This window comes from Microbacterium sp. Be9 (assembly GCF_011754135.1).
GTDB lineage: Bacteria > Actinomycetota > Actinomycetes > Actinomycetales > Microbacteriaceae > Microbacterium > Microbacterium maritypicum_A.
Genome location: NZ_WNWT01000007.1, coordinates 98658 through 122213, shown reverse-complemented (window position 1 = coordinate 122213; position 23556 = coordinate 98658). Strand labels below are relative to the sequence as shown.

20 protein-coding genes are annotated in these 23556 nt (G+C 70.0%); 11 read left to right on the top strand and 9 right to left on the bottom strand.

What is annotated here, in order from left to right; all coding sequences use genetic code 11:
- The first annotated feature begins 5 nt into the window (after positions 1 to 5).
- From GLO27_RS18570 to GLO27_RS18555, 4 genes are read left to right on the top strand one after another with little or no spacing between them, the layout of a single operon-like run.
- Complete coding sequence (locus GLO27_RS18570; RefSeq protein WP_029258835.1) at positions 6 to 956, top strand: ABC transporter permease; 951 nt, start codon at positions 6 to 8, stop codon at positions 954 to 956.
- On the top strand, positions 953 to 1801 hold the full coding sequence (locus GLO27_RS18565) for an ABC transporter permease (protein WP_021200160.1): 849 nt from the start codon (positions 953 to 955) through the stop codon (positions 1799 to 1801). Before GLO27_RS18570 ends, GLO27_RS18565 begins: the two co-directional genes overlap by 4 nt.
- A gap of 3 nt (positions 1802 to 1804) precedes the next feature.
- Positions 1805 to 2599, top strand: a complete 795-nt coding sequence (locus GLO27_RS18560) for an ABC transporter ATP-binding protein (RefSeq protein WP_167256393.1) — start codon at positions 1805 to 1807, stop codon at positions 2597 to 2599.
- Positions 2596 to 3450 (top strand): ATP-binding cassette domain-containing protein, encoded by an 855-nt coding sequence (locus GLO27_RS18555; protein WP_021200162.1) that lies wholly within the window; start codon positions 2596 to 2598, stop codon positions 3448 to 3450. Before GLO27_RS18560 ends, GLO27_RS18555 begins: the two co-directional genes overlap by 4 nt.
- A gap of 6 nt (positions 3451 to 3456) precedes the next feature.
- Here GLO27_RS18555 and GLO27_RS18550 read toward each other — a convergent pair whose 3' ends face one another.
- Both GLO27_RS18550 and GLO27_RS18545 read right to left on the bottom strand, forming a co-directional pair.
- On the bottom strand, positions 3457 to 4734 hold the full coding sequence (locus GLO27_RS18550; RefSeq protein WP_167256391.1) for an ATP-binding protein: 1278 nt from the start codon (positions 4732 to 4734) through the stop codon (positions 3457 to 3459).
- Positions 4735 to 4739: 5 nt separating this feature from the next.
- Entirely contained in the window at positions 4740 to 5405 is a 666-nt protein-coding gene (locus GLO27_RS18545) for a response regulator transcription factor (RefSeq protein ID WP_021200164.1), read from the bottom strand.
- A gap of 136 nt (positions 5406 to 5541) precedes the next feature.
- Here GLO27_RS18545 and GLO27_RS18540 point away from each other — a divergent pair, with 136 nt between their 5' ends.
- Genes GLO27_RS18540 through GLO27_RS18525 form a run of 4 tightly spaced genes read left to right on the top strand, consistent with a single transcriptional unit; the run spans position 5542 to position 9264 of the window.
- A complete protein-coding gene (locus tag GLO27_RS18540; RefSeq protein ID WP_029258840.1) occupies positions 5542 to 6300 on the top strand; it encodes a hypothetical protein in 759 nt (252 codons plus the stop codon).
- Positions 6297 to 7352, top strand: coding sequence for a peptidoglycan-binding protein (locus tag GLO27_RS18535; RefSeq protein ID WP_081859691.1), 1056 nt, complete (start codon positions 6297 to 6299; stop codon positions 7350 to 7352). The genes GLO27_RS18540 and GLO27_RS18535 overlap by 4 nt, the downstream gene beginning before the upstream one ends.
- Positions 7349 to 8059, top strand: a complete 711-nt coding sequence (locus GLO27_RS18530) for an ABC transporter ATP-binding protein (protein WP_167256389.1) — start codon at positions 7349 to 7351, stop codon at positions 8057 to 8059. The genes GLO27_RS18535 and GLO27_RS18530 overlap by 4 nt, the downstream gene beginning before the upstream one ends.
- The gene (locus GLO27_RS18525; protein WP_029258842.1) at positions 8056 to 9264 is read left to right on the top strand and encodes an ABC transporter permease; all 1209 of its coding nucleotides are present in this window, start codon (positions 8056 to 8058) and stop codon (positions 9262 to 9264) included. Before GLO27_RS18530 ends, GLO27_RS18525 begins: the two co-directional genes overlap by 4 nt.
- 245 nt (positions 9265 to 9509) lie before the next feature.
- On the opposite strand, the gene GLO27_RS18520 is transcribed toward GLO27_RS18525, so the two are convergent.
- The 7 genes from GLO27_RS18520 to GLO27_RS18490 form a co-directional block, all read right to left on the bottom strand.
- Positions 9510 to 10277 (bottom strand): ABC transporter permease, encoded by a 768-nt coding sequence (locus GLO27_RS18520; RefSeq protein WP_021200177.1) that lies wholly within the window; start codon positions 10275 to 10277, stop codon positions 9510 to 9512.
- Positions 10274 to 11050: an ATP-binding cassette domain-containing protein gene (locus GLO27_RS18515; RefSeq protein WP_029265621.1), complete on the bottom strand. Its 777-nt coding sequence runs from the start codon at positions 11048 to 11050 to the stop codon at positions 10274 to 10276. The genes GLO27_RS18520 and GLO27_RS18515 overlap by 4 nt, the downstream gene beginning before the upstream one ends.
- On the bottom strand, positions 11047 to 11418 hold the full coding sequence (locus GLO27_RS18510; RefSeq protein WP_021200179.1) for a DUF1048 domain-containing protein: 372 nt from the start codon (positions 11416 to 11418) through the stop codon (positions 11047 to 11049). Before GLO27_RS18510 ends, GLO27_RS18515 begins: the two co-directional genes overlap by 4 nt.
- 2 nt (positions 11419 to 11420) lie before the next feature.
- Complete coding sequence (locus tag GLO27_RS18505; RefSeq protein WP_021200180.1) at positions 11421 to 11783, bottom strand: PadR family transcriptional regulator; 363 nt, start codon at positions 11781 to 11783, stop codon at positions 11421 to 11423.
- A 220-nt stretch (positions 11784 to 12003) separates the two neighbouring features.
- Positions 12004 to 12765, bottom strand: a complete 762-nt coding sequence (locus GLO27_RS18500; protein WP_167256387.1) for a LysM domain-containing protein — start codon at positions 12763 to 12765, stop codon at positions 12004 to 12006.
- A gap of 51 nt (positions 12766 to 12816) precedes the next feature.
- On the bottom strand, positions 12817 to 13455 hold the full coding sequence (locus tag GLO27_RS18495; protein ID WP_021200182.1) for a response regulator transcription factor: 639 nt from the start codon (positions 13453 to 13455) through the stop codon (positions 12817 to 12819).
- Positions 13443 to 14675 carry a sensor histidine kinase gene (locus tag GLO27_RS18490; RefSeq protein WP_292774980.1) on the bottom strand — a complete coding sequence of 411 codons (1233 nt, stop codon included), beginning with the start codon at positions 14673 to 14675 and terminating at the stop codon, positions 13443 to 13445. The genes GLO27_RS18495 and GLO27_RS18490 overlap by 13 nt, the downstream gene beginning before the upstream one ends.
- Before the next feature lie 108 nt (positions 14676 to 14783).
- On the opposite strand from GLO27_RS18490, the gene GLO27_RS18485 reads away from it, so the two are divergent.
- The 3 genes from GLO27_RS18485 (at position 14784) to GLO27_RS18475 (ending at position 23547) form a co-directional block, all read left to right on the top strand.
- Positions 14784 to 15551, top strand: a complete 768-nt coding sequence (locus tag GLO27_RS18485; RefSeq protein WP_029258848.1) for an ABC transporter ATP-binding protein — start codon at positions 14784 to 14786, stop codon at positions 15549 to 15551.
- On the top strand, positions 15551 to 18082 hold the full coding sequence (locus GLO27_RS18480; protein WP_167256385.1) for an ABC transporter permease: 2532 nt from the start codon (positions 15551 to 15553) through the stop codon (positions 18080 to 18082). Before GLO27_RS18485 ends, GLO27_RS18480 begins: the two co-directional genes overlap by 1 nt.
- A gap of 251 nt (positions 18083 to 18333) precedes the next feature.
- Positions 18334 to 23547: an isopeptide-forming domain-containing fimbrial protein gene (locus tag GLO27_RS18475; protein ID WP_167256383.1), complete on the top strand. Its 5214-nt coding sequence runs from the start codon at positions 18334 to 18336 to the stop codon at positions 23545 to 23547.
- Positions 23548 to 23556 lie beyond the last annotated feature (9 nt).

The following is a 23556-nucleotide window of genomic DNA, read 5'->3' as shown; positions in this document are numbered from 1 at the left end:
TCACGATGCCATTCGCGCTCCGCAAGCTCGCCGGCATGGTCTTCACGCTGGTGATCGCCTCCTTCATCATCTTCGCTGCGATGTACGCAGCGCCGGGTGACCCGGTCACGTTCCTCATCGGCAACCCCGAGAACCTGACCCCGGAGCGGATCGCGAGCGTCCGGGCCCAGTACCACCTGGACGAGCCGATGCTCGTCCAGTACTGGCACTGGGCCTCCGGAGTCCTCACCGGCGACTTCGGACAGTCGTTCCAGTACCACCAGCCCGTGAGCGCGCTCCTGGCGGCGAGGGTGCCCATCACCCTGTCGCTCGTCGCCTACGCGGCCGTCGTGCTCACCGTCGTCGGCATCGGCCTCGGCATCGTCGCGGCCGTGCGCCGAGGAAAGGCGGCCGATACCGCCATCATCGGATTCACGACTCTCGCCGCGAGCATCCCCTCCTTCGTGCTGGGAATCGCCTTCGTCGCGTTCTTCGCCGTGGAACTGCGATGGTTCCCCGTGGCAGGTGCGGGTTCCGCTGGACTCGATCGTCTGTATGCGCTCACACTCCCGGCACTCACCCTCGCCATCACCGCGCTCGCCATCGTGAGCCGCGTGACACGACAGTCCATGATCGAGCAGTTCTCCTCGGAGCACGTCGAGGCCGCCCGTGCCTCGGGTCTCCGCGAGCGGTACATCGTGCGCGATCACGTCCTGCGCGGGGCCTGGGGACCCATCATCACCATGGTCGCGCTCGTCATCGCGAGCATGATCGCCGGAACGGTCGCGGTCGAGACGGTGTTCGGGATCTCCGGCGTCGGCTCGCTCCTCGTCGACGCGATCAACACGCACGACTTCCCGGTGGTGCAGGCGGTGCTCCTGTTCATGGTCGTGGCCTACATGATCGTCACGACGATCGTCGATCTGCTCCTTCCCGTGCTCGACCCCCGTATCCGACGAAGGACGGTGTCCGCATGACCTCCGTGATCCTCCCGCGGGTGCGCCGCCGTCGGCGGTCCGGATCCGACCTCGGTTTCTGGATCTCCTGCGGCCTCCTCGCACTCATCGCGGCGGCGGCCGCGTTCGCCCCGCTCCTCGCCCCCTACCAGGCCGACAGCGTCGACTTCGCCGCGATCTGGGAAGGGCCGAGCGCACAGCACCTGCTCGGCACGGACCAGCTCGGACGCGACCTCTTCTCCCGGCTCCTCATCGGAGCGGGTGAAACGCTCGTCGGGCCGGTGGTGCTGCTCGCGCTCGCCACCGTGCTCGGAGTGGCGATCGGTGTCCTGGCGGCGTGGCGGGGCGGATGGATCGATACGGTCCTGGCCCGCGCGACCGACGTGATGTTCGCGTTCCCCGGGCTGCTCTTCGTCGTGCTCGTCATCGCCGTGTTCGGCAAGGGGCCGGCCACGGCGATCGTGGCGCTCGCGCTCGCATACGCGCCGGTCATCGCGAAGTACACGCGCAGCCTGGCCCTGAGCGAGATGACGCGGCCCTACATCGACGCGTACCGGGTTCAGGGGCTCGGCGGCCTGACGATCTGCGTGCGCGGAGTCATCCCGAACCTGCTCCCTCCGCTCGTCGGGTATCTCGTCGTCCTCTTCGGCGAAGCCCTCATGAGTCTCGCGACGCTCAGCTTTCTCGGGTTCGGGGCGCAGCCTCCGAGCTCGGAGTGGGGCCTGATGGTCCAGGAGGGGCAACCCGGAATCATCCAGGGGGAGTTCCTTCCCACGCTCGTCCCCGGTGCCGCCATCGCCATCGTCGTCATCGCGGTGAACGTCGCCGGGGTGCGCGTGGCCGACCGACTGCTTGCGAAGGGATGAAAGATGCTCCTCGACATCCAGGACCTTGACCTGGCCTTCGGCGAAGGAGACGACGCGGTTCGGATCCTCGCCGGTGTCAGCCTCACGGTGGACCGCGGTGAGCTCGTCGGACTCGTGGGAGAGTCGGGCTCGGGCAAGTCCACGACGGCTCGCGCCGTCCTCGCGCTCTACGGCGATGAGGCGTCGATCGAGGGGAGCATCCGCGTCGACGGCACCCAGATGGTCGCCGCCGATGGGAGCACCCGGCGCCGAGTACGCTCCGATTCCGTCTCGCTGGTGCAGCAGGATCCGCGCGCCGCGCTCAATCCGGTGCGCCGCATCGGGGACTCGCTCACCGAACGACTCGTCCGCGTGCACGGCTGGCGACGAGGTCGCGCCGAGGCGCATGTCGTCCAGCTCCTCGCCGCGGTGGGACTCACCCACCCGGAGCGGAGAATGCGACAGTACCCGCATGAGCTCTCAGGCGGCATGCTCCAGCGCGTGGTCATCGCTTCCGCACTGAGCAGCGATCCCGCGCTCCTGCTCGCCGATGAAGCGACGAGTGCGCTCGACGTGACGACGCAGGCCGAGATCATCGCGATCTTCCAACGGCAGATCCGCGACCGCGGTCTCGGCATGCTCTTCATCACCCACGACCTGGCGCTCGCCGGAGCGATCTGCGATCGGATCCATGTGCTGCGGCAGGGCGAGATCGTCGAGACGCTGACGACACCGGGCCTGTTCGCGGACGCCGTCCATCCGTACACGCTCTCGCTGATCGCCGCGGCCCCGGTGCTCGACACGAAGGAGGCGTCATGAGTCTGGTGGAGGTCTCCGAGCTGTATCGGGCCTTTCGGATGGGTCCGGGAGCCGAGCGCGTCGTCGCGGTGAACAACGTGAGCTTCGCCATCGAATCGGGTGAGGCGCTCGGCCTCGTCGGTGAATCGGGTTCGGGCAAGTCGACGATCGCTCGGATCCTCGTCGGTCTGGAACGCGCCGACGCGGGGTCGGCGGTGATCGACGGTGTCGACCGCCTGAGCAGGCCGCGCGGCGGAGCCGAGCGCCGTGCGAGGGCTCGTGCGGTGCAGATGGTGTTCCAGGACCCGAACGGTTCGCTCGATCGACGGCTGACCGTGCGCGAGGCGTTGCGGCGCACCCTGCGTCTGCGGGAACAGGGGGCGGGCGCGCACATCGACCGCACGATCGGAGAGCTGCTGGATCGCGTGCGGCTGACCGAGCGGCACGCCGACGCGAAGCCGCATGAGCTGTCGGGCGGTCAGCGGCAGCGCGTCGCGATCGCGCGCGCACTGGCGGTGTCTCCGCGCCTCGTCGTGCTCGACGAGGCCGTGTCCGCACTCGATGTCTCCGTGCAGGCGCAGGTGCTCGAACTCCTCGCCGAGATCCAGCGCGAGTCGGGGGTGAGCTATCTGTTCGTCAGTCACGACCTCGCCGTCATCCGCGAGCTCTGCTCCCGCGTGCTCGTGCTGTTCCGCGGCACGGTGGTCGAACAGGGAGAGACCGGCCAGGTGCTGCGAAGCCCGCAACACCCGTACTCGCAGCTCCTCATCGCCTCGACGCCCGGCCCGGGGTGGGACCCGGAGCGGGTCGTGCAGGACCGGATGACCTTCACGCAACGCATGGAGGTCGTCGGTCGGGGCGACCGGAGGTAGGTCGGGTCAGAGCGGGAGGACGATCGCGGCGATCAGGCCGCCGCCCTTGCGGGCGCGCAGACGCACCTCGCCGCCATGGGTCTTGGCGATGCTCTGCACGATCGCGAGTCCCAGCCCGGTGCCGTCCGGGCCGGCCGAGGTGCGACTCGCATCGCCGCGGTAGAACGGCTCGGTGAGCAGCTGCACGGTGGCAGGGGTGATCGGCGTCCCGGTGTTCTCGACCTCGATGACGGCTCGTCCGCGTTCCCGTCGGCAGCGCACCCACAGCTCACCGCCGGGCACGTTGTGGCGGATGCCGTTCTCGAGCAGGTTGCGCACGGCCCTGGCCAGCAGCACCGCATCGCCCTCGACCGTGAGCTCGCGCAGGTTCGCGTGCACCTCGATCTCCTGGGCGTCGAGGTCGTCGACCTGGTCCTCGATGAGCGTGCTCAACTGCACAGGTTCGACCTCGTCCAGCCCGGTGCGGGCCCGGGCGAGGGCGAGCAGGGCCGTGATGAGACGCTCGCTCTGCTCGGTGGCCCGCAGCGCGCGCTGCATGTTGGCCTGCAGGTCCGCCGGCACCGCCCCCTGTTCGAGCGGGATCTCCAGGGCGGTCCTGGTCGTGGTCAGCGGGGTGCGCAGCTCGTGCGAGGCGTTGGCCACGAAGCGATCCTGCGCGGTGAACGCCGACTGCAGCCGGTCGAGCATCCCGTCGATCGTGTCGCCCAGCTCCTTGATCTCGTCGTCGGGGCCCGGCAGGTCGAGGCGGCGCCCGAGGTCGCGCTCCGAGATGTCGCGGGCTGCGGCGGTGACCTCGCCGATGCGATCGAGTGAGCGCCGTGCGAGCCAGAACGCGATCGCGGCGGCGACACCGGTGAAGGCGACGAGCACCACGATCGACCACAGGAGGAGCCCGCTGCCGACCTCGTCCGCGAGGAACGTCGACTGCTGCAGCACCGCTCCTTCCACGGCGTCGAGTGCGACGGTCTGCATCGGCGTGGCCACCGCGAAGCCGGTGACATCGGCGGTCTCGGCGAAGTAGGCGCATCCGGTGCCGGTCGTGCCGTAGAGGAGATCGCCGCTCTCGGTGAGCGGGGAGACGCCGCTCATGTCGGTGCTGTCCGCGGCCGGCGTCCCCGGTGCGACCTGTGTGACCGAGAGTGCGGGCACGCAGGTCGCGGCCGTCGTGTCGATGGCCGAGGCGAACAGCGACTGCACCACCAGGTACTGCACCGAGAGCAGTGCGGCACCCGCGGCGACGAACACGGCCGCGATGGTGACGACCAGCCGGGTGCGGAAGCTCATGCGTCTCATGTCGTCCCCACTCGATACCCGTGCCCTGCCGCGGACTGGACGACCTCGGGAGCCCCGAGCTTGCGGCGCAACGTGTGCACCACGATCTTGACCACACCTCGGGTGCGCTCGTGCGGCTCGTCCCACACCTCGTCGAGCAGATCGTCGGCGCTGACGTAGCCGCCCTCCGCCGCGAGAAGCGTCTCGAGCACCCCGAACTCCTTGAGCGTGAGGCGGATCGGCGTGCCGTCGCGCTCCACGATGCGCCGCACGACGTCGAGGCGCACCCCGGCGAATTCGAGCACCGCACTCGCGCGCGCGGAGTGTCCGCGGCGGCCGAGAGCACGCAGGCGCGCGAGCAGCTCGACGTACGCGAACGGCTTGGCGAGGTAGTCGTCGGCACCGAGGTCGAGGCCCTCGACGCGGTCGTTGAGGGTGCCGGCGGCGGTGAGCATCAGGATGCGCGCCGGGTACTCCTGCGCCACGAGGGTGCGGCACACGGCATCGCCGCTCAGCACGGGCAGGTCACGGTCGAGCACGATCACGTCCACATCGTTCGATGCGGCGGCGGTCAGGGCGCTCGCCCCATCGCGCGCCACGTCGACGAGGTATCCCTCCCGGCGCAGGCCGTCGGCGAGGGTGTCGGCCAGGTCGGCCTCGTCTTCCACCAGCAGCAGTCGCATGGCACCTCCCGTCTCCGAGGGTGCGCGGTGCGCGGTTAGTTTCCGGTTAGGCGCCGTCATACCCCCAGCAAACCAGCGCATCCGTAGAACTGACTGCACGTCGCGGACGAGCTGCGACCGCGAGAAAGGGAAAGTCATGTTCGACTCGAAAGCACGCCGGTCCATGGTGGTGATGCCCGCTGTCGTGGCGCTCTTCGCGCTCTCTGCGTGCACCGCCCCGTCCGGCGACGACAAGGCGAAGGACGGAGCGAACGATGCGGCCGCTGCGCGGTTCGTGAGCTGCCTGACCGACGAGGGCCAGACGGCGAAGATCGTCGAAGGCGGTCAGGTCGGGCTGCTGATGCCGGATGCTCCCGGAGACGGGGCGATGGGCACGCTGAGCGACAGTACCGCCTCTGCCGGCGCCGGAGAGGAGATGGCGATGACGATGATCTTCACGGACGACGACGGCACGTGGATGGCTTCGACAGCTGCATCCGGCTACCCCGAGGACGGCGGCCAGCGCGCGGCGTGGGAGGCGTGCGAGGAGAAGGTCCCCGAGTTCACGCAGCCGGAGCCGGACATCTCGATGAAGGCGGGCGCCGAGACGCAGATGATCTCCCCCGAGGAGCTCACGGAGGCCGGGCTCGCCTTCGCGTCGTGCGCACGGGACAACGGCTTCACGGACTTCGCCGACCCCGACTCCGACGGCATGCTGACGCTGCCGACGGGCATCACCGAAGACGAGGCGCGCACCCTCCTCGAGGCGTGTGCGGAGAAGGCGGGCGACATGCCGCCCATGTTCACGCAGGAGAGCATCGAAGCCGTCGACTTCGACTGGTTCGCCCTGATGAGCGAATACTTCGAAGGCGCCTTCACCGCGGCGACCGTCATGCCCTCCGGAGGCGAGGAATGAGCCGCCGGGTGACGAAGGTGCTGCTGCCGGTCGGGGTGCTGCTCGTGGCCGCGGCGGTGGCACTCGCAGTGCTGCAGCCGTGGAGCTCGGTGGCCGAGTCTCCGGACGACGCCGAGAAGCCGGTCACCGCCACGGCCGAGCTCACCACGCTGACCTCCGACCTGCGGCTGAACGGCACCCTCAGCTACGGAGCGTCCATCGCGCTGCCGGGGCGCGGGGGGACCATCACACGCCTGCCCACCGCGGGTGAGGTGATCGGCGTCGGACAGGCGATCTACGAGGTCGACGGGAAGCCGGTGATCGCGATGCGCGGCGACCGTCCGTTCTGGCGCGACCTCGGCGTCGGCGTCGAGAAGGGCCCGGATGTGCGCCAGCTGGAGCAGGCGCTCGCCGACCTCGGCTTCGGCAGGAACATGACGGTGGACGACGAGTTCACCGCGGTCACGGAGACCAACGTCAAGGCCTGGCAGAAGTCGCTCGGGGTGCCGCAGGACGGCATCGTGAAGCTGGGAGACGTGGTCGCGATCACCGCCGCATCGGTGCGCATCGAGTCGGTGAAAGGAAAGCTGGGAGACCCCGCCGGGACGAGTCCGCTGACCTACACCAGCACCACCCTGCGTGTGGTCGCCAAGCTCACCGACGCGCAGGCCCGCGAGATCCTGCCGGGGACCCGGGTGACCGTGGTGCTGCCGGACGGGACGGAGGTGCCCGCGACGGTGACCGCCGTCGACCCCGGTGGTCAGCCGACCGAGAAGGAGGGCGAGACCACGCCCGCCACGGCGAACGTGGAGTTCGACGATCCGGCCGTCGCCGAGGGCATCGGACTGCGTGCGGTCAAGGTCGTGTTCGCGACCTCGGAGGTGAAGGACGCGCTGGTCGTGCCGGTCACCGCCCTGGTGGCGACGACCGACGGAGGCTATGCGGTCGACGTGCTGCGCAAGGGCGGCAAGGTCGAACGGGTCGCCGTGGAGGTCGGACTGATCGCCGACACCAAGGTGCAGGTCACGGGCGGAGACCTCGCTGCCGGCGACGCCGTGGTGGTGGCGCGATGACGCCGGACACCGTGGTCGAGCTCGTCGACGTGATCAAGGAGTATCCGGGAAGTCCACCGTTGCGCGTGCTGCACGGCATGAGTCTCGCGATCGAGAGCGGAGAACTGGTGGCCGTGGTCGGGGCATCCGGATCCGGCAAGAGCACGATGCTCTCGATCATGGGCACGCTCGACGATCCCACCAGCGGCACCGTGCTGATCGACGGGACGGATGCCGCAGCCCTCGCCGAGCGCGAGCGGGCGGTGCTGCGCGCTCGCCGCATCGGTTTCGTGTTCCAGCAGTTCTTCCTGTTGCCGGCGCTCAGCGCGGTCGACAACGTGGCGCTCGGACTCCTCTACTCGGGAGTGCCTGCTGCGGAGCGCGCGGTGCGTGCCGCGGCCGCCCTGGAACGGGTCGGTCTCGGCGCCCGCATGAAGCACCGGCCCGGGCAGCTCTCCGGTGGGGAGCAGCAGCGGGTGGCCATCGCCCGCGCGATCGTCGGGAATCCGTCGGTGCTCTTCGCCGACGAGCCCACGGGGGCGCTCGACTCCACCACGGGCGACCGCATCCTCGAACTCCTCACCTCGATCGCCGACTTCGGCACTGCGGTCGTGATCATCACTCATGACCCGCACATCGCGGAGCGCACGCAGCGGCAGGTCGGCATCCACGACGGACGCATCGTGAGCGATACGGGCTCACCGGATCGGGAAGAGGTCGCGGCATGAGGCGCCGAGGGGAGCGGATGCCGCGGCTGAGCGTCGCGGACAGCATCCGCACGGCGCTCATCGGACCGCGCAGCCGCAAGATGCGCACGGCCCTGTCGGCGCTCGGCGTCGCCGTGGGCATCGCGGCACTCACCGCCATCACGGGCATCGCCGCATCGAACCAGGCGGAGCTGCTGGCCAAGCTCGACGCGCTCGGCGCCAACATGATCGTGGTGCAGCCGGGGTACGGGCCGGACAACAAACCGGTCGCACTGCCGGAGACGGCCGGCGGGATGATCGAGCGGGTGACGGGGGTGGAGCAGGTCGGGGTGCTCGAGAAGGTGCCGGACGGTACCGGCGTGTATCGCAACGACCTCATGCCGAAGAGCCAGGGCAACGGGCTGACCGCGTATGCGGCGAGTCCCGACTTCCTCTCGTCCGTGGAGGGATCGGTCGCGAAGGGGTCGTGGTTCGACGAGACCGACCGCTCCCTGCCGGTGACCGTGCTCGGGTCAGCGGCAGCTGCGCGCATGGGCATCACGGAGCCGGGCGTGCGGGTGTGGATCGGCGAGCAGTGGTACACCGTGATCGGGATCCTCGACTCGGCTGGGCTCGCGGAGGACATCGACGCGAGTGCCTTCCTCGGCGATCATTGGGCGGCCGAGCACGTGTCGGCGAAGGGCGATGACACGATCGCCTCGATCTACGTGCGCATGGCCGACGGCGGCACGGGCGAGAAGGTCCGAGACGCGATCGCCCGCGCCGCGAATCCGTCGTCCCCGTATGTGCAGGTGACCGGACTCGGCGACCTCGCCGGGGCGCGGGACACCGCGGATGACTCGCTGTCCGGCCTCGCGGTCGGTCTCGCGGCGATCGCGCTGCTGGTCGGAGGGATCGGCATCGCGAACACCATGGTGGTGGCGGTGCTGGAGCGGCGTGGCGAGATCGGACTCCGGCGGGCGCTCGGCGCGCGTTCGGGTCAGATCGCGGGTCAGTTCGTGGCGGAGGCGATCGTGCTCGGCGGCCTGGGGGGCGTCGCCGGTCTGCTGCTGGGGGCCGCGGGGGTGTTCGTCTACGCCGGCATCCAGGGGCAGGCGGCGACGATACCCCTCGTGGTGCTCGTCGGGGGCCCGGCCGTGGCGCTGGTGGTCGGTGTGATCGCGGGGCTGTATCCGGCGATCAGCGCCGCCCGCCTCTCGCCCACGTCGGCGCTGCGCACGGTGTGAGCGCCTCCTCCCGGGCGGAGTTCTCCGCGTCGGGAGGAGCATCCGGGCGGAAGGATCCTCCCGAGAGGGGGAACTCCTCCCTACGCCGAGGTCCGAAGCTACGCCGAGGTCCGAAGCTACGCCGAGGTCCGAAGCTACGCCGAGGTCCGAAGCTACGCCGAGGTCCGACACCTCGCCGAGCGCGGCGAAACGCCCCGGCCGGGTCGAGTGACCCGGTCGGAGCGTCCCGTCTCGCTGGGCGAAGATCAGCTGACCTTCTTCCGGTACGAGATGATCGCGAACACGTAGGCGACCACGAGGATGCCGACGCACCAGGCGAGGGCGACCCAGATGTCGTTGCCGACGGGCTTCTCGGCGAAGAGTGCCTGGATGGTGTTGACGATCGAGGTGACCGGCTGGTTGTCGGCGAACCACTGCACCGGAGCCGGCATGGTGTCGGTCGGCACGAACGCCGAGCTGATGAACGGCAGGAAGATCAGCGGGTACGAGAACGCGCTCGCGCCGTCGACCGTCTTGGCGTTCAGACCCGCGATGATCGCCAGCCACGTGAGGGCCAGGGTGAACAGCATCAGGATGCCGATGACTCCGAGCCAGGCCCAGAAGCTCGCCCCGGTGCGGAAGCCCATCAGGAATCCGACGCCGAAGATGATCGCCAGGGTGATGGCGTTCGCCGTCAGAGACGTGAGCACGTGCGCCCACAGCACGCTCGATCGCGCGATCGGCATGGAGTGGAACCGCTCGAAGATGCCGCTCTGCATGTCGGTGAACAGTCGGAACGCCGTGTAGGCGATGCCGGATGCGATCGCGATGAGCAGGATGCCGGGCAGCAGGTAGTTCACGTAGTTGTCGGTGCCGGTGCTCTGCTGGAGTGCACCGCCGAAGACGTAGACGAACAGGAGCATCAGCGCGATCGGGGTGACCGCCGTGGTGATGATCGTGTCGGGACTGCGGAAGATGTGCCGCATGGAGCGGCCGGTGAGTGTCGCCGTATCGGCGGCGAAGTGCGTGCTCATGCTGCGTTCTCCTTTCCGGAGGCCTTGGGGCCGATGAGGGTGAGGAAGATCTCCTCGAGGGTGGGCTGCTTCTCGACGTACTCGACCTTGGCGGCGGGGAGCAGCCGCTTGAGGCCGGCGAGGGTGTCGTCGGCGATGATGCGACCCTCGTGCAGGATCGCGATGCGGTCGGCCAGCTGCTCCGCCTCGTCGAGGTACTGTGTGGTGAGCAGCACGGTGGTGCCGCTGTTCGCGAGCTGTTTGACCACGTCCCACACCTCGATGCGGGCTTCGGGGTCGAGGCCCGTGGTCGGTTCGTCGAGGTAGATGACCTCGGGGTCGCCGACCAGGCTCATCGCGATGTCGAGCCGGCGACGCATGCCGCCGGAGTAGGTGCCGACCTTGCGGCCGCCGGCATCGGTCAGACGGAACGTCGCCAGCAGGTCGTCGGCGACCTTCCCGGCGTCGGGCAGGTGCCGCAGCTTCGCGACCAGCACGAGGTTCTCGCGTCCGGTGAGGATCTCGTCGACGGCGGCGAACTGCCCGGTGAGGCTGATGCGCTCACGGACGCCGACCGGGTCGGAGGCGACATCCACGCCCTGCACGGTCGCCGTGCCGGCGTCTGCCTTCAGCAGGGTGGAGAGGATGCGCACCATGGTGGTCTTGCCGGCGCCGTTCGAGCCGAGGAGGGCGAAGATGCTGCCCTTCTCGACCTCGAAGTCGACGCCGCGCAGCACGTGCAGATCCTTGTACGACTTCTCGATGCCGCGCACCGAGATGGCGGGGTTCGTCATGACTCGTTCTCCTTCTTCTTCGCGTCGTCGAACGCCTTGATGAGGCGTGCGCGCTCCTTGTCGATCCACTGCGTGCCGCCGTAGGCACGGGCGTAGTCCTCGGCGTACTCCACGGGGTCATCGCCCACGATGGCGCTGACCGGCGTGCCGTCGACTGCGGCGCGCTCCCACAGGTCGGCGAGGTCGAGGAACATCGTGACGATCGTGTCGCCGTCGGTGATGCCGCCGTAGTACAGGTAGTACCGGTACTGGGCGTTCGCCACCTCGCGGTACGGCGAGGGGAGGGCGTCGATGCGGGCCTTGGCCTGCTTGTACTGCTTCTTCTGCTCGAGCGATCCGGTGAGCGCTTCGATCCACTTTGCGGCCATGATCAGTTCTCCTTGTTCGGGGTGGTGCTCGTATTGTCGGTGTCGGTCTTGTTCAGCTGTGCGATGTGCTGCGCGAGGAAGTCCCAGGTCTTCCAGAACTCCTCGAGCTCCTGGCGGCCCTGTGCGTTCAGGGTGTACACCTTGCGCGGCGGACCCTTCTCGCTCGGGACCTTCTCGACGTCGACGAGGTTCTTCTGCTCGATGCGCACGAGGAGTGCGTAGATCGTGCCCTCGGCGATGTCGGTGAATCCGTGGTCGCGGATGCGTGTGGTGATCTCGTACCCGTATGCCGGCTGCTCGGCGAGGAGGGCCAGAACGATGCCCTCCAGAGTGCCCTTGAGCATCTCGGTCATCTGCTTGCCCATCAGGTCCTCCTTTCGTTTCGGTTGGTACTCAGTGTTGCTGGGTACCGGTACAAAGTAACACTGAGTACCGGTACTTAGCAACACCGAATACCAAACTTTTTCGGACGAGATCCCGAAGCGGTTCCGGGCGCGCGAGAACGACCGTCGACGGCGAGGGTGGAGACGCGAGGAGTGGAGAGGAAAGCGTGGAGAGGGGAAGCGCGGAGAGGGGGAAGCGCTGCTACGGGAACATGCGGCGCAGCAGCGCCAGGTCGTCGTTGCTCAGGGCTTGAGAGATCACGGCCGCCGTCTCCGGGGGCATGTCCTTCTCCAGCCGCTGCCACAGCCACCGCGCGGCACCCAGGTCTGCGGTGGCGACAGCGGTCGAGAACGCTGCCACTCCGTCGTAGTAGGGGATGGTCGAAGACCCGGGTTCGGCGTTGTACGGCGAGTAGATGTCGACGAACGGAAGCGTCGGGTCCGGGCGCAGGTAGAGCACGTCGCCGGGAGCGATCGGCTCATTGCCGCGCACGTGGTTGAAGCTGCCGACGGTGACGTAGTCGACGCAGAAGCGCTCGCCGATCGCGATGAGGCTGTCGCCGGCCTGCACCTCGTAAGAGAAGATCTGGCCGTCGGCATCGAGGGTGACCGGCCCGCGTGCCAGCTCCGACGCGCCCATGTCGACGAGCTCGCCCAGGAGCTTCCCGTGAGCCGGGGAGCCGTCGTCGCTCCCGATGTTGATGAACGCGTTGGTGGTGCAATCACCCGGTCCGCCGGCGGGAACGCTGATGCCATCGCCCAGATCGACGTATCCGACCGGATCAGAGGCGTCGGCGGCACTCGTCGGGGCCGTGGAGGGTTCGGCGGCGAAGCGTTCCGACGCCCACGAAGCCGCATCGACGACGGCGGGGGCGGCGCTGATCACGGCGGGAGCGGCAACGGCGACCAGCCCGGCGACGGCCACGACGACGACGGCAGTGGTGATCCTGGTGTTGCGCTTCATCCCCGACAGCATGGCATCGCTCGGCACCGCGGCGGTAGAGCGGGTGCCGGGTCAGCTGCGCAGGTATGCGAGCACGGCGAGCACACGCCGGTGGCCGCTGTCACTGGAGGCGAGGCCGAGCTTGGCGAAGATGTTGCCGATGTGCTTGCTCACCGCGGTCTCGGTCACGAAGAGCCGTTCGGCGATGGTGCCGTTGTCGAGCCCCTCGGCCATGAGGCCCAGCACCTCGCGCTCGCGGGGCGTGAGGGTCTGCACCGGATCGTCGGCGCGACGGCGGCTCATCAGCTGCGAGATGACCTCGGGATCCATCACCGTGCCGCCGGCGGCCACGCGGTGCAGGGCATCGATGAAGGCCGCGACCTTGCCGACACGCTCCTTGAGCAGATAGCCGAGGCCGTCCGCTCCGGCAGCCAGCAGCTCACCGGCGTACCGATCCTCGACGTAGGCCGACAGCACCAGCACGGGGAAACCGGGGCGGCGAGCGCGGGCTTCGGCCGCGGCCTTCAGCCCCTCGCTGGTGAAGGTGGGCGGCATCCGCACATCGACCACGGCGGCATCGGCCTCGTCGAGCCGGGCGAGGAATGCCTCGGCGTTGTCGACGGCCGCCACGACCTCGAACCCCTCGCTGCGCAGCAGCAGCGCCAGCCCCTCGCGGAGCAGGGTGTCGTCTTCGGCGATCACGATCCGCATGGCAGCTCCGCTCTCAGGATGGTGGGGCCGCCGACCGGGCTGGACAGCTCCAGCCCACCCTCGAAGGCCTCGAGGCGACGACGGATGCCGGCCACGCCGCCGCCCGGGCGTTCGGCTGCTCCGCCCACGCCGTCGTCCTCGACCGTGATCAGCAGCACCTCCCCCTCCCGTTCGACCCGCACCGCGGCCCGCGTGGCGTCGCTGTACTTGCTGACGTTGGTCAGAGCCTCGGCCACCACGAAGTAGCTGGCCGACTCGACGGCGGCCGGGACGCGTCCGACCTGCGACGTCTCGATCGTGCAGGGCACGACGCTGCGCCCGGCCAGCGACGCCAGCGCCCCCTCCAGCCCGAGCTCGTCGAGGATCGGGGGGTAGATGTCGTGCACCGTGCGGCGGAGTCCGGCGAGCGCATCGCTGGCGGCATCCTGCGCTCGCCGCAGCGGTTCGAGCACGTCGCCGCCGGTCTCCTGCGCGCGCTCGGCGATCCCGAGCATCATCACCACGTTGACCAGGCGGTTCTGCGCACCGTCGTGCAGGTCGCGCTCGATGCGCCGCAGTTCGGCCGCGTGGGCATCGAGCGCGGCGGCGCGGCTGAGGGTCAGGGCGTCGACCCGTGCGGCGAGGCGCGACTTCTCCGGCGTCGCGAGCAGCGTCGCCGACACGTACGACACCAGCCGTGCGACCGCGGGGATCAGGAGGATGGACAGGATCGCGTACGCCGCCGCGAGCAGCGGCATCGTGGCCGCGAGCTCCCAGGACGTGACGGGGTACACCGAACCCACGGGGTCGTTGGCGGGAGCGAACTGCCAGTAGTAGGTGATCGCGAGGGTGTTGACCGCCGCGACCGGCAGCGAGATCGTCAGCAGTGAGACGAACAGCACGGGGAGCCCCTGCACGGCGAGCCACAGCACGTCGCGGCCGGTGGCGCGCGAGAAAGCGAAGCGCAGACGATCGTCGATGGTCGAGGCCGGCGGGAGCACGTGGCCGATCGGCGTCAGCTCCTCGCCCCGGTAGGCGCCGACACGACGGCGGTTCAGGTCCGTCCAGCGGTGCAGGCTCTGCACGGTCTCGGGCATCAGCAGCACGCCGCCGGTGAGGATCATGAAGGGAAGCAGGACGATGCCCAGGCAGAGGAACACCACGGAGGCGATCGAGACTCCGGCCTCGATGGCTAGGTATCCCCACGCGCGCAGCCATCGCCGCATCCGTCCGTCCTTCACTCTCACAGTCTGCCCGAGCGGTCGGAGCGGCACGGTATAGCCAGCACCACCATCGAAGCGGCAGCGGGCGGGATGGGATGCCGTCCGCCCCGTCCCTAGCGTCGGATCATGACCTTCACCCCCCTCTCCCCGGCCGTCGACGCGCGGCCCTCCGAAGCACTGCGGCTGCAGTCCGTCGTCAAGACCTACGGCACAGGTGCCAGCCGCGTCACGGCCCTCCGTGGCGTGAACCTCGCCATCGCGAAGGGCACGTTCACCGCGATCATGGGCCCTTCGGGCTCGGGCAAGAGCACCCTGCTGCACAGCGCCGCAGGACTTGACCGGCCGAGCAGTGGCACCGTGCACCTCGGCGGAACCGAGATCTCGGGGCTGAAGGCACGCCAGCTCACCGCCTTCCGCCGCGATCACGTGGGCTTCGTGTTCCAGGCGTACAACCTGCTCCCCGCACTGAACGTCGAAGACAACATCACTCTGCCGCTGCGACTCGGCGGCCGTCGACTCGAGGCGCCGTGGCTCGACTTCCTGCTCGACGCCGTGGGGCTCACCGAGTACCGTCGTCGTCGCCCCTCCGAGCTCTCCGGGGGCCAGCAGCAGCGGGTGGCGATCGCCCGCGCGCTCATCACCCGGCCGCATGTGGTGTTCGGCGACGAGCCGACCGGCGCGCTCGATTCCCGCTCCGGCAAGCAGGTTCTCGACCTGCTCGCGCACACGGCGCGCGAGCTCGATCAGACGGTCGTGGTCGTCACGCACGACCCGGTGGTGGCCGCGCACGCGGATCGCACCATCTTCCTCGCCGATGGAGCCTTCGCGGGATACCTCGACGGTGCCGACCCCGCGCAGATCAACGCCCGCATGAGCGCATTGGGGGAGTGGTGATGTCGGGCACGCTGGGCTTGAGCCGACTCGTCGGTGCCGATCTTCGCCATCACCGCGGGAGCTTCGTGGGAGTGGCGGTCGCGGTGTTCGTGGCGAGTGCACTGGTGACGGGCCTCGGAGTCCTCGTCGAATCCGGCATGCGCGGAGGCCTGGCGCCGGAACGCTATTCCGCGGTCGACGTGGTGGTCGGTGCGCCGCAGCAGGTCGATGTGCCGGAAGACCTGCCGGTTCCCCTGCGGGAACGCGCGCCGCTGCCCGCCGACGCAGCGCGCGACATCGCCGCTCTTCCCGGAGTCGACCGCGTCGTGGCCGACGTCACGATTCCGCTCTCCCTGCAGGGTGCCGGTGCGGATGCCGGTGCCGGCGGTTCCGTCCTGGTCGAGGCGCACCCGTGGCCCTCCACTGCGCTGACCGGCTTCGAGCTGCGCGAGGGTCAGGAGCCCGCGGCAGCCGACGAGGTCGTCGTCACCGCGGGCAGCGGTTTTGCCGTGGGCGACGCGGTCGTCCTCGCGCACGGCGGCGTCCCGTCGGAGTACCGCGTGGTCGGCGAGGTCGCGGCACCGGTGATGCCGGAGCGAGGAGCGCACGTGTTCCTCAGCGAGCGTCGCATCGACCAGCTCGACCCGCACGAGGGGGCCGCGCAGGCACTCGGCGTGTTCGTCTCGGGCGTCGACCCCGAGCAGACGGCCGGTGCGATCCGCGAGGCCTTCCCCGACCTGATCGCCCGCACGGGAGACGCCCGCGGCGACGTCGAGTTCCTCGACTCGGGCGCCGCGCGTTCGACGCTCGTGGCCATCGGCAGCGCGTTCGTCGGCACTTGCATCCTCGTGGCGATGTTCATCGTGGCGGGCACCCTGTCGCTGTCGGTGCAGTCGCGCCGCCGTGATTACGCGCTGCTGCGGGCCGTCGGGGCGAGTCCGTCCCAGGTGCACGCGCTCGTCGCCCGCGAGGTGCTGTGGGTCTCGGCCGTCGCGGTGCTGCTCGGCATCGCGCCGGGATACCTGCTGTCGACCGTGCTGCAGGCGGCTTTCATATCCGGTGGCGTGATCCCCGGCGACTTCGCCCTGGCCACAGGTCCTCTCCCCGCCGTCGGCGCGGTGCTGCTCGTGCTGGCCTCGGCCTGGGGTGCGGCGCGCATCGCGGCGGCCCGGGTCGCGAAGCTCGATCCGGTCGAAGCGCTGCGGGAATCGGCGACGGGCGCTCCGGCCATCGGTCTGCCGCGCATCATCACCGGAATCGTGCTCGCCGCCGCGGGGATCTCGGTCTCGACGGTGCCACTCGTCGTGCGCGGGCAGGTCGCCGCCGGCGCGGCTGCCGGTGCGGCCATGCTGCTGATCGTCGCGCTCGCGGTGCTCGGCCCGTGGCTGGTGTCGTTGAGCGTCCGGCTGGTCGGCACCGTGCTGCGTCGCTCGTCGTGTGCGGGCTTCCTCGCGTCGGCGAACGCCGCGGCGCACAGCAGGCGGCTGGCGTCGGCCATCCTGCCGGTCGCTCTCGGCATCGGGCTGGGCCTCGTGCAGATCGGGGCGCCGTCGATCATCGCCGCGGAGGCGGCGACCCAGGCCAGCGCCGGGGTGATCGCCGACCTGCGGGTGGCCGCGCCGTCGGGACTCTCGCCGGAGGCGGTCGACGTGATCCGCGAGATGCCGGGGGTGACCGAGGCGTCGGGGGTCGCACTCAGCGCGGCGGTGGTGGACTCGTTCGATTTCGAGGGCAAGCTGGAGCGTGCCGAGCATGTGCTGCAGGGCGTCGACCCGGAGAACATCGCGCACAGTCTCGATCTCCGCGTGCGCGAAGGATCGCTCGCCGACCTCGACGGCATCGCGACGGTCGCGGTGAGCACGGATGCCGCGCAGACGCTCGGGCTGGGTATCGGCGGCACGGTCGTCGGACACCTCGGAGACGGTTCGCCGCTGAAGGCCACGGTCGTCGCGGTGTACGAGCGGGGTCTGGGCTTCGGCGACCTCACCATGGCCGCCGAAGAGGTCAGAGCCCACACCACGACGGGTCTCGATGCCTTCGCGCTCGTGGCGGTCGACGAGGCGGCGACCGGCGAGGTCCGGGCCGCGCTGGAGGCGCGCGGTCTGCTCGTGACCGACGGATCGGGGCAGGGGGCCGCGGGGGCCGGAGCGCACGCCCAGAACGGGTGGGTGAACCTCGTCGCCCTGCTGGTGATCCTCGGCTATATCGCGATCGCCGTGGTGAACACGCTCGTCATGGCGACGGGTGAGCGCTCACGGGAGCTGGCTCTGCTGCAGCTGATCGGATCGTCCCGCGGGCAGGTGCGCTCGATGATGCGGATCGAGGCCGTGCTCGTGGCGGCGATCGCGATGGTGTTCGGCGTGGTCGTCGCGATCCCTCCGCTCATCGGCGTGAGCATGGGCATCTCGGGGCAGCCGATCCCCGCGTTGCCCGTGCTGGGGTCGTTCCTGATCGTCGGGGCGATGGGCGCGCTGGCGCTCGTGGCGATGTGGGTCGGGACCACGGCGACCATGCGCACCCGTCCCATCGAAGAGATCGGGTCCCGGCAGTAGCCACGCTGCGGAGGGGCGCGCCGGAGTCGTCGGTGCGCCCCTCTTCGCGGGATCGGGGGAAGCCGTCGTACGGGGTGAAAAGACGGGGTGAATTCTCCGGGATCGGCAGGATCGCGTCTCGGCCGACGGGCAGGCTGGCGGTGGCCCGGACCGAGTTCACCATGCCCGAATGGTGCTCGGCGGTCGCCTGAGGGGGCGGGGGCTTCCGTGCGCGAGTGCGCGCCGGGGAAGCGATGAATGGGGAGACAGTCATGGCGTTTCGTGTTGCCCGCAAGGACCGCACATCCGATGGCCTTCCGTCCGAGCGGCGCAGCCGTTGGCGGGGCCGCGCGAGAAAGCTGATCGGCGGCGCCGTGAGCACGGCGCTCGTCGCCTCGTCGATGGTCTTCATCGGCGGGACGCTGACGGCAGCGCCGGCAGCTGCGGCTGATCCGTTCCTCTGCACCCCCGGAGCGGTGTACGTGCAGAGCGCGACCGAGGTGCGCGAGTTCGTCGTGAACGAGCAGGGCGGTGCCCCCGGCGAAGGGGGAACGCTCGGTGCCACGACCCTCGGCGTCGACCACTCCAACAACGCCCTGGGCATCTCGTCCAGCGGCCAGTACGCCTACACGGTCACCAACGCCGCCGGAAGCAAGGTGCTGGCCAAGCACGACCGTGTGACCGACGTCACCACGCGCACGTCGTTCACCCTCAACTCGTCGGTGCTGCGTGGCGCCGTGCACCCCGACACGGGCGTCTACTACTTCGCCAGCGGCACGATCAACGGCGCGATCAACATCTACGCGTGGGAGGAGAACCTCACGCCGCAGACCTACGTGCAGGTCGGAACCCTCCGCCCGACCGCCGGCAGCAGCGCGTTCGGCGCCAACGGCGACATGGCCTTCAGTGCCTCGGGTCAGCTCGTCCTGGTCGCGGACAACTTCATCTACTCCGCCGACCTGCCCGCCACGGTCACGCCGAGCACGGCCACCATCGAGGCCAAGCAGGTGCACGACATGGGTGCCGGTGTGCAGGGCAACGGCATCGCGTTCGGAAACCTCGGGCACATCTTCGTCTCCGCGTCCGGTGGCGGAAACCGCATCATCGAGGTCGACCTGCCCCGCGGGCAGACCGTCAACACCACGTCGCTCGGGTCCTTCGCTCCCACCGACATGTCCAGCTGCACCTTCCCGAACACCCTCACGCTGAAGAAGGACCTCCCCGCGGGGCGCCACTCGGCCACCGACCAGTTCGCGCTGCGCGTGCAGTCGCCCGCCGGCTACCAGGTCGCGCAGACCGACGCCACCACGCGCGGAGAGCGCACGGGCCTGCAGCCCGATTACGCGGGCCCGATCTTCACCAACCAGGGCGACACCTTCCGCCTGTCCGAGGCGGCATCCGGCACGACGGATCGCACCCGGTACGCCGAGTCGCTGGACTGCGTGCAGGTGAACCCCAACGGGACCACGACCCCGGTGGCGGTGACTGCCTCGGGCGAGGTGACGCAGCCGTCGGGCTCGCGCGGCACCGACGTCACGTGCACGTTCACGAACGTGCGACTCGTGCCCGGCCTCGCTCTGCGCAAGACGTCCGACCCCGCCGACGGCCTCGCCGTGCAGGCCGGCCAGCGCCTCACATACACGGTCGAGGCCGAGAACACCGGGAACACGGTCCTCGACCCCGTGCAGGTGAACGACGACCTCTCCGGCGTGCTCGCGTTCGCCGAGTACCAGGGTGATGTCGTCACCAAGATCGACGGCACGCCCGTCGCGTCTGGGGCCGCCACCGTCACGGGTGACGACCTCGCCTGGACCGGTGCGCTCGAGCCCGGTCAGGTGCTCACCGTGACCTACTCGGTCATCGTCGACGCCGGCGTCGAGGGTGAGCGGATCGCCAACAGCGTCACCGCCTCGGGCACCCCGCCCGGCACGCTCCCTCCGCCCGTCACCCCGCCCGTGACCACCGAGCACCCCGTCGCGGGCTTCACCGTCGCCAAGACCTCCACCCCCGCAGCGGGAACGGTCGTGGAGCCGGGTCAGGTCATCGAGTACACGGTGACCGGGACCAACACGGGCGCGACCACGCTGAACCCCGCGTCGATCGCCGACGACCTGTCCGGTGTGCTCGCGCACGCCGCCTACAACTCCGACATCGCGACCTCGGTCGCCGGCGCGCCCCTCACCACGGGCGCCGCGACCATCACCGGTGACGACCTCGCCTGGACCGGCGCGCTCGCCCCCGGGCAGGCTGTGACCATCACGTACTCCGTGACCGTGGATGCGGACGCCTCGGGAGAGATCCTGAAGAACTCCGTCACCGGCACCGCGACGCCGACCACGCCGAAGCCCGGTGATCCCGAGGGGCCGGAGGTGCCGGGCGAGCCGATCGTCCCGCCGACCGTCACCACCGAGCACCCGGTCATCGGGTCGGGCTTCACGATCAGCAAGTCCGCCGATCCCGCGTCGGGCACGGCGGTCTCGGCCGGTGACACGGTCACGTACACGATCACCGGCACCAACACCGGTGACACCGACCTCGACCCGGCCCGCATCGTCGACGACCTCTCGGGTGTGCTCGACGACGCCGGCTACAACGACGACGTCACCGCCGACCGCGGCTCCGTCACCGTCACCGGCAGCACGCTGGCCTGGTCGGGTGAGGTGCCCCGCGGAGCCTCCGTCACGATCCGCTACTCGGTGACCGTCGACGCGGGTGTCCAGAAGGCGCTGCTGCACAACGTCGCCACCGGCACCGCCACGCCGCAGATCCCCGTCGACCCGACCGACCCCGCCGGTCCCTCGACCCCGGGAACGCCGATCGTCCCGCCGGCGGTCGAGACGAACCACCCGGTCGTGGACACCGGCTTCGAGGTCGTGAAGTCCGCTGACCCGGCCTCCGGTACCGCCGTGCGTGCGGGTGACACGATCACCTACACGATCTCGGGCGTCAACACGGGCAACACGACGCTCGATCCGGCGACGATCGTCGACGACCTGTCGGCCGTGCTCGCGCACGCCCGGTACGGTGACGACGCGACCGCTTCGACCGGCGCGATCGCCCTCGACGGCACCACCCTGACCTGGAACGGGACGCTCGCTCCCGGCGCTCGGGTCGAGATCACCTACACGGTCACGGTCGACGAGGATGCCACCGGTGTGCTGCTGCGCAACACCGTCACGGGTGAGGGCACACCCCTCATTCCGGTCGACCCGACGGACCCGGGCAGCCCGACCACACCGGGAACCCCGGTGACGACGCCCCCGTCGAAGACGGAGCACCCGGTCGCCACCCCCGGATTCACGGTGACCAAGTCGGCCGATCCCGTCACCGGGACGCGCGTCGATCCCGGCAGCGTCATCACCTACACGGTCACCGGCACCAACACGGGTGACACCGTGCTCGACCCGGCCTCGATCGCCGACGACCTGCGCGGTGCGCTGGCCCACGCGTCGTACAACGACGACGTGACCGCCACCCGCGGGGACGTGAGCGTGGCTCGCGGGGCCCTGTCCTGGAGCGGAATGCTGCGCCCGGGTCAGGACGTCGTCATCGTCTACTCGGTGACGGTCGATCCGACCGCCGGCGGCGAGACGGTCGCCAACACGGCGACGGGCACGGCGACTCCGCTGATCCCGACGGACCCGAGCGACCCCGACAGCCCGACGACCCCGGGCACGCCGATCACCCCGCCGCCCTCGACGACGGAGCACCCGGTCAACGCACCCGGCTTCACGTTCGCCAAAACGGCCGATCCGGCACCGGGCACCGCCGTGGACCCCGGTGACGTGCTCACCTACACGCTGACGGCCGTCAACACCGGTCAGACCGCCCTCGACCCGGTCGAGATCACGGATGACCTGTCGAAGGTGCTGCCGTACGCGTCGTACAACTCCGATGCCGTGGCCGTGATCGGCGGGCAGCCCGCCGGTGCGGTGTCCGTCGCCGGAGTGAAGCTCCGCTGGTCGGGCGCGCTCGCGGTCGGCCAGACCGTCACCGTCACGTACTCCGTCACGGTCGGGGCGGACGGCGTGGGGGCCGTGCTTGAGAACAGTGCGACCGCGACCGCGACCCCTCCGGGGGGATCGGTCATCACCCCGCCGCCCGGCATCACGACGAACGTCGTCAACGTGCCCGGATTCTCGGTGTCGAAGAGCGCCGATCCGGCGGCGGGCACCGCGGTCGACCCCGGCAGTGTCATCACCTACACGGTGACCGGCGTGAACACCGGCGAGACGATCCTCGACCCGGTCACGATCGTCGACGACCTCTCGGGAGTGGTCTCGCACGCCGACTACAACGGCGACGCGACCGCCAGGATCGGCACCACCGCGGCGATCGCCCCTGTGGTGACCGGTGACCGGCTGTCGTGGGATGGTGTCCTCCCCGTCGGTGCGACCGTCACGATCACGTACTCCGTGACCGTGCAGGCCGACGCCGGGGGAACGGTCATCGCGAACTCGGTCTCGGGCTCGGCGACCCCGCCGGGAGGTGTGCCGCCGATCGAGACCCCTCCCGCGACGACGGAGCATCCGGTGAACGAGCCCGGCTTCGAGGTGCGCAAGTCGGCCGACCCCTCCTCGGGAACCCGGGTCGACCCCGGCAGCGTCATCACCTACACGGTGACCGGCGTGAACACCGGTGAGACCGCACTGGCGCCTGTGAGCATCAGCGACGACCTGTCGGGCGTGCTCGCCCACGCCGCCTACAACGGCGACGCCACCGCGACGGTGGTCGACGGGTCAGCCCCGGCTCCTGTCGTGGACGGCGACGCGCTCACCTGGACGGGCGCTCTCGCCGTGGGCCAGCGCGTCACGATCACGTACTCGGTCACCGTGAACGGCGACGCGGGCGGTGCGACGATCGCGAACACGGTCTCCGGTACCGCCACCCCGCCGGGTGGTGCGGTGATCACGCCTCCGCCCGTCACGACGGAGAACCCTGTCGGCACCCCCGGCTTCGCGTTCGTCAAGACCGCCGATCCCGGAACCGGTACGGCCGTCGCCACGGGAAGCGTCGTCACGTACACGCTCGTCGGCACGAACACCGGCGAGACGGGCCTCGACGAGGTCGTCATCACGGATGATCTCTCCGGAGTGCTGCGGCACGCCGACCTCCGCGCCGGCGCGACCACCGTCGTGGGCGACGGCACGGCATCCGCACGCACGGTGGCCGCTCCCACGGTGGAAGGCACGCAGTTGCGCTGGTCCGGCAGCCTCGCCGAGGGCGAGAGCGTCACGATCACGTACTCCGTGACCGTGCACGCCGACGCCGCCGGAGCGAATCTGCGCAACGTGGCCGTGGGGACGGCCACGCCTCCCGGTGGCGAGACGATCACTCCGCCGACGAGCGTGACCGAGAACCTGGTGCTCACGCCGCTCGCTCTCACCGGCGGCCTGCTGGCCCCGTGGGTGCTGGCTCTCGCGATCGCGCTGCTGCTCGGCGGTGCCGTGCTGCTGATCGTGCGTCGTCGCCGGGCGCAGGTCTAGCGGACACGG

Coding starts and splice junctions, on each gene's coding strand:
- GLO27_RS18570 (WP_029258835.1), top strand. CDS start 6: ATGCCATTCGCGCTCCGCAAGCTCGCCGGCATGGTCTTCACGCTGGTG.
- GLO27_RS18565 (WP_021200160.1), top strand. CDS start 953: ATGACCTCCGTGATCCTCCCGCGGGTGCGCCGCCGTCGGCGGTCCGGA.
- GLO27_RS18560 (WP_167256393.1), top strand. CDS start 1,805: ATGCTCCTCGACATCCAGGACCTTGACCTGGCCTTCGGCGAAGGAGAC.
- GLO27_RS18555 (WP_021200162.1), top strand. CDS start 2,596: ATGAGTCTGGTGGAGGTCTCCGAGCTGTATCGGGCCTTTCGGATGGGT.
- GLO27_RS18550 (WP_167256391.1), bottom strand. CDS start 4,734: ATGAGCTTCCGCACCCGGCTGGTCGTCACCATCGCGGCCGTGTTCGTC.
- GLO27_RS18545 (WP_021200164.1), bottom strand. CDS start 5,405: ATGCGACTGCTGCTGGTGGAAGACGAGGCCGACCTGGCCGACACCCTC.
- GLO27_RS18540 (WP_029258840.1), top strand. CDS start 5,542: ATGTTCGACTCGAAAGCACGCCGGTCCATGGTGGTGATGCCCGCTGTC.
- GLO27_RS18535 (WP_081859691.1), top strand. CDS start 6,297: ATGAGCCGCCGGGTGACGAAGGTGCTGCTGCCGGTCGGGGTGCTGCTC.
- GLO27_RS18530 (WP_167256389.1), top strand. CDS start 7,349: ATGACGCCGGACACCGTGGTCGAGCTCGTCGACGTGATCAAGGAGTAT.
- GLO27_RS18525 (WP_029258842.1), top strand. CDS start 8,056: ATGAGGCGCCGAGGGGAGCGGATGCCGCGGCTGAGCGTCGCGGACAGC.
- GLO27_RS18520 (WP_021200177.1), bottom strand. CDS start 10,277: ATGAGCACGCACTTCGCCGCCGATACGGCGACACTCACCGGCCGCTCC.
- GLO27_RS18515 (WP_029265621.1), bottom strand. CDS start 11,050: ATGACGAACCCCGCCATCTCGGTGCGCGGCATCGAGAAGTCGTACAAG.
- GLO27_RS18510 (WP_021200179.1), bottom strand. CDS start 11,418: ATGGCCGCAAAGTGGATCGAAGCGCTCACCGGATCGCTCGAGCAGAAG.
- GLO27_RS18505 (WP_021200180.1), bottom strand. CDS start 11,783: ATGGGCAAGCAGATGACCGAGATGCTCAAGGGCACTCTGGAGGGCATC.
- GLO27_RS18500 (WP_167256387.1), bottom strand. CDS start 12,765: ATGAAGCGCAACACCAGGATCACCACTGCCGTCGTCGTCGTGGCCGTC.
- GLO27_RS18495 (WP_021200182.1), bottom strand. CDS start 13,455: ATGCGGATCGTGATCGCCGAAGACGACACCCTGCTCCGCGAGGGGCTG.
- GLO27_RS18485 (WP_029258848.1), top strand. CDS start 14,784: ATGACCTTCACCCCCCTCTCCCCGGCCGTCGACGCGCGGCCCTCCGAA.
- GLO27_RS18480 (WP_167256385.1), top strand. CDS start 15,551: ATGTCGGGCACGCTGGGCTTGAGCCGACTCGTCGGTGCCGATCTTCGC.
- GLO27_RS18475 (WP_167256383.1), top strand. CDS start 18,334: ATGGCGTTTCGTGTTGCCCGCAAGGACCGCACATCCGATGGCCTTCCG.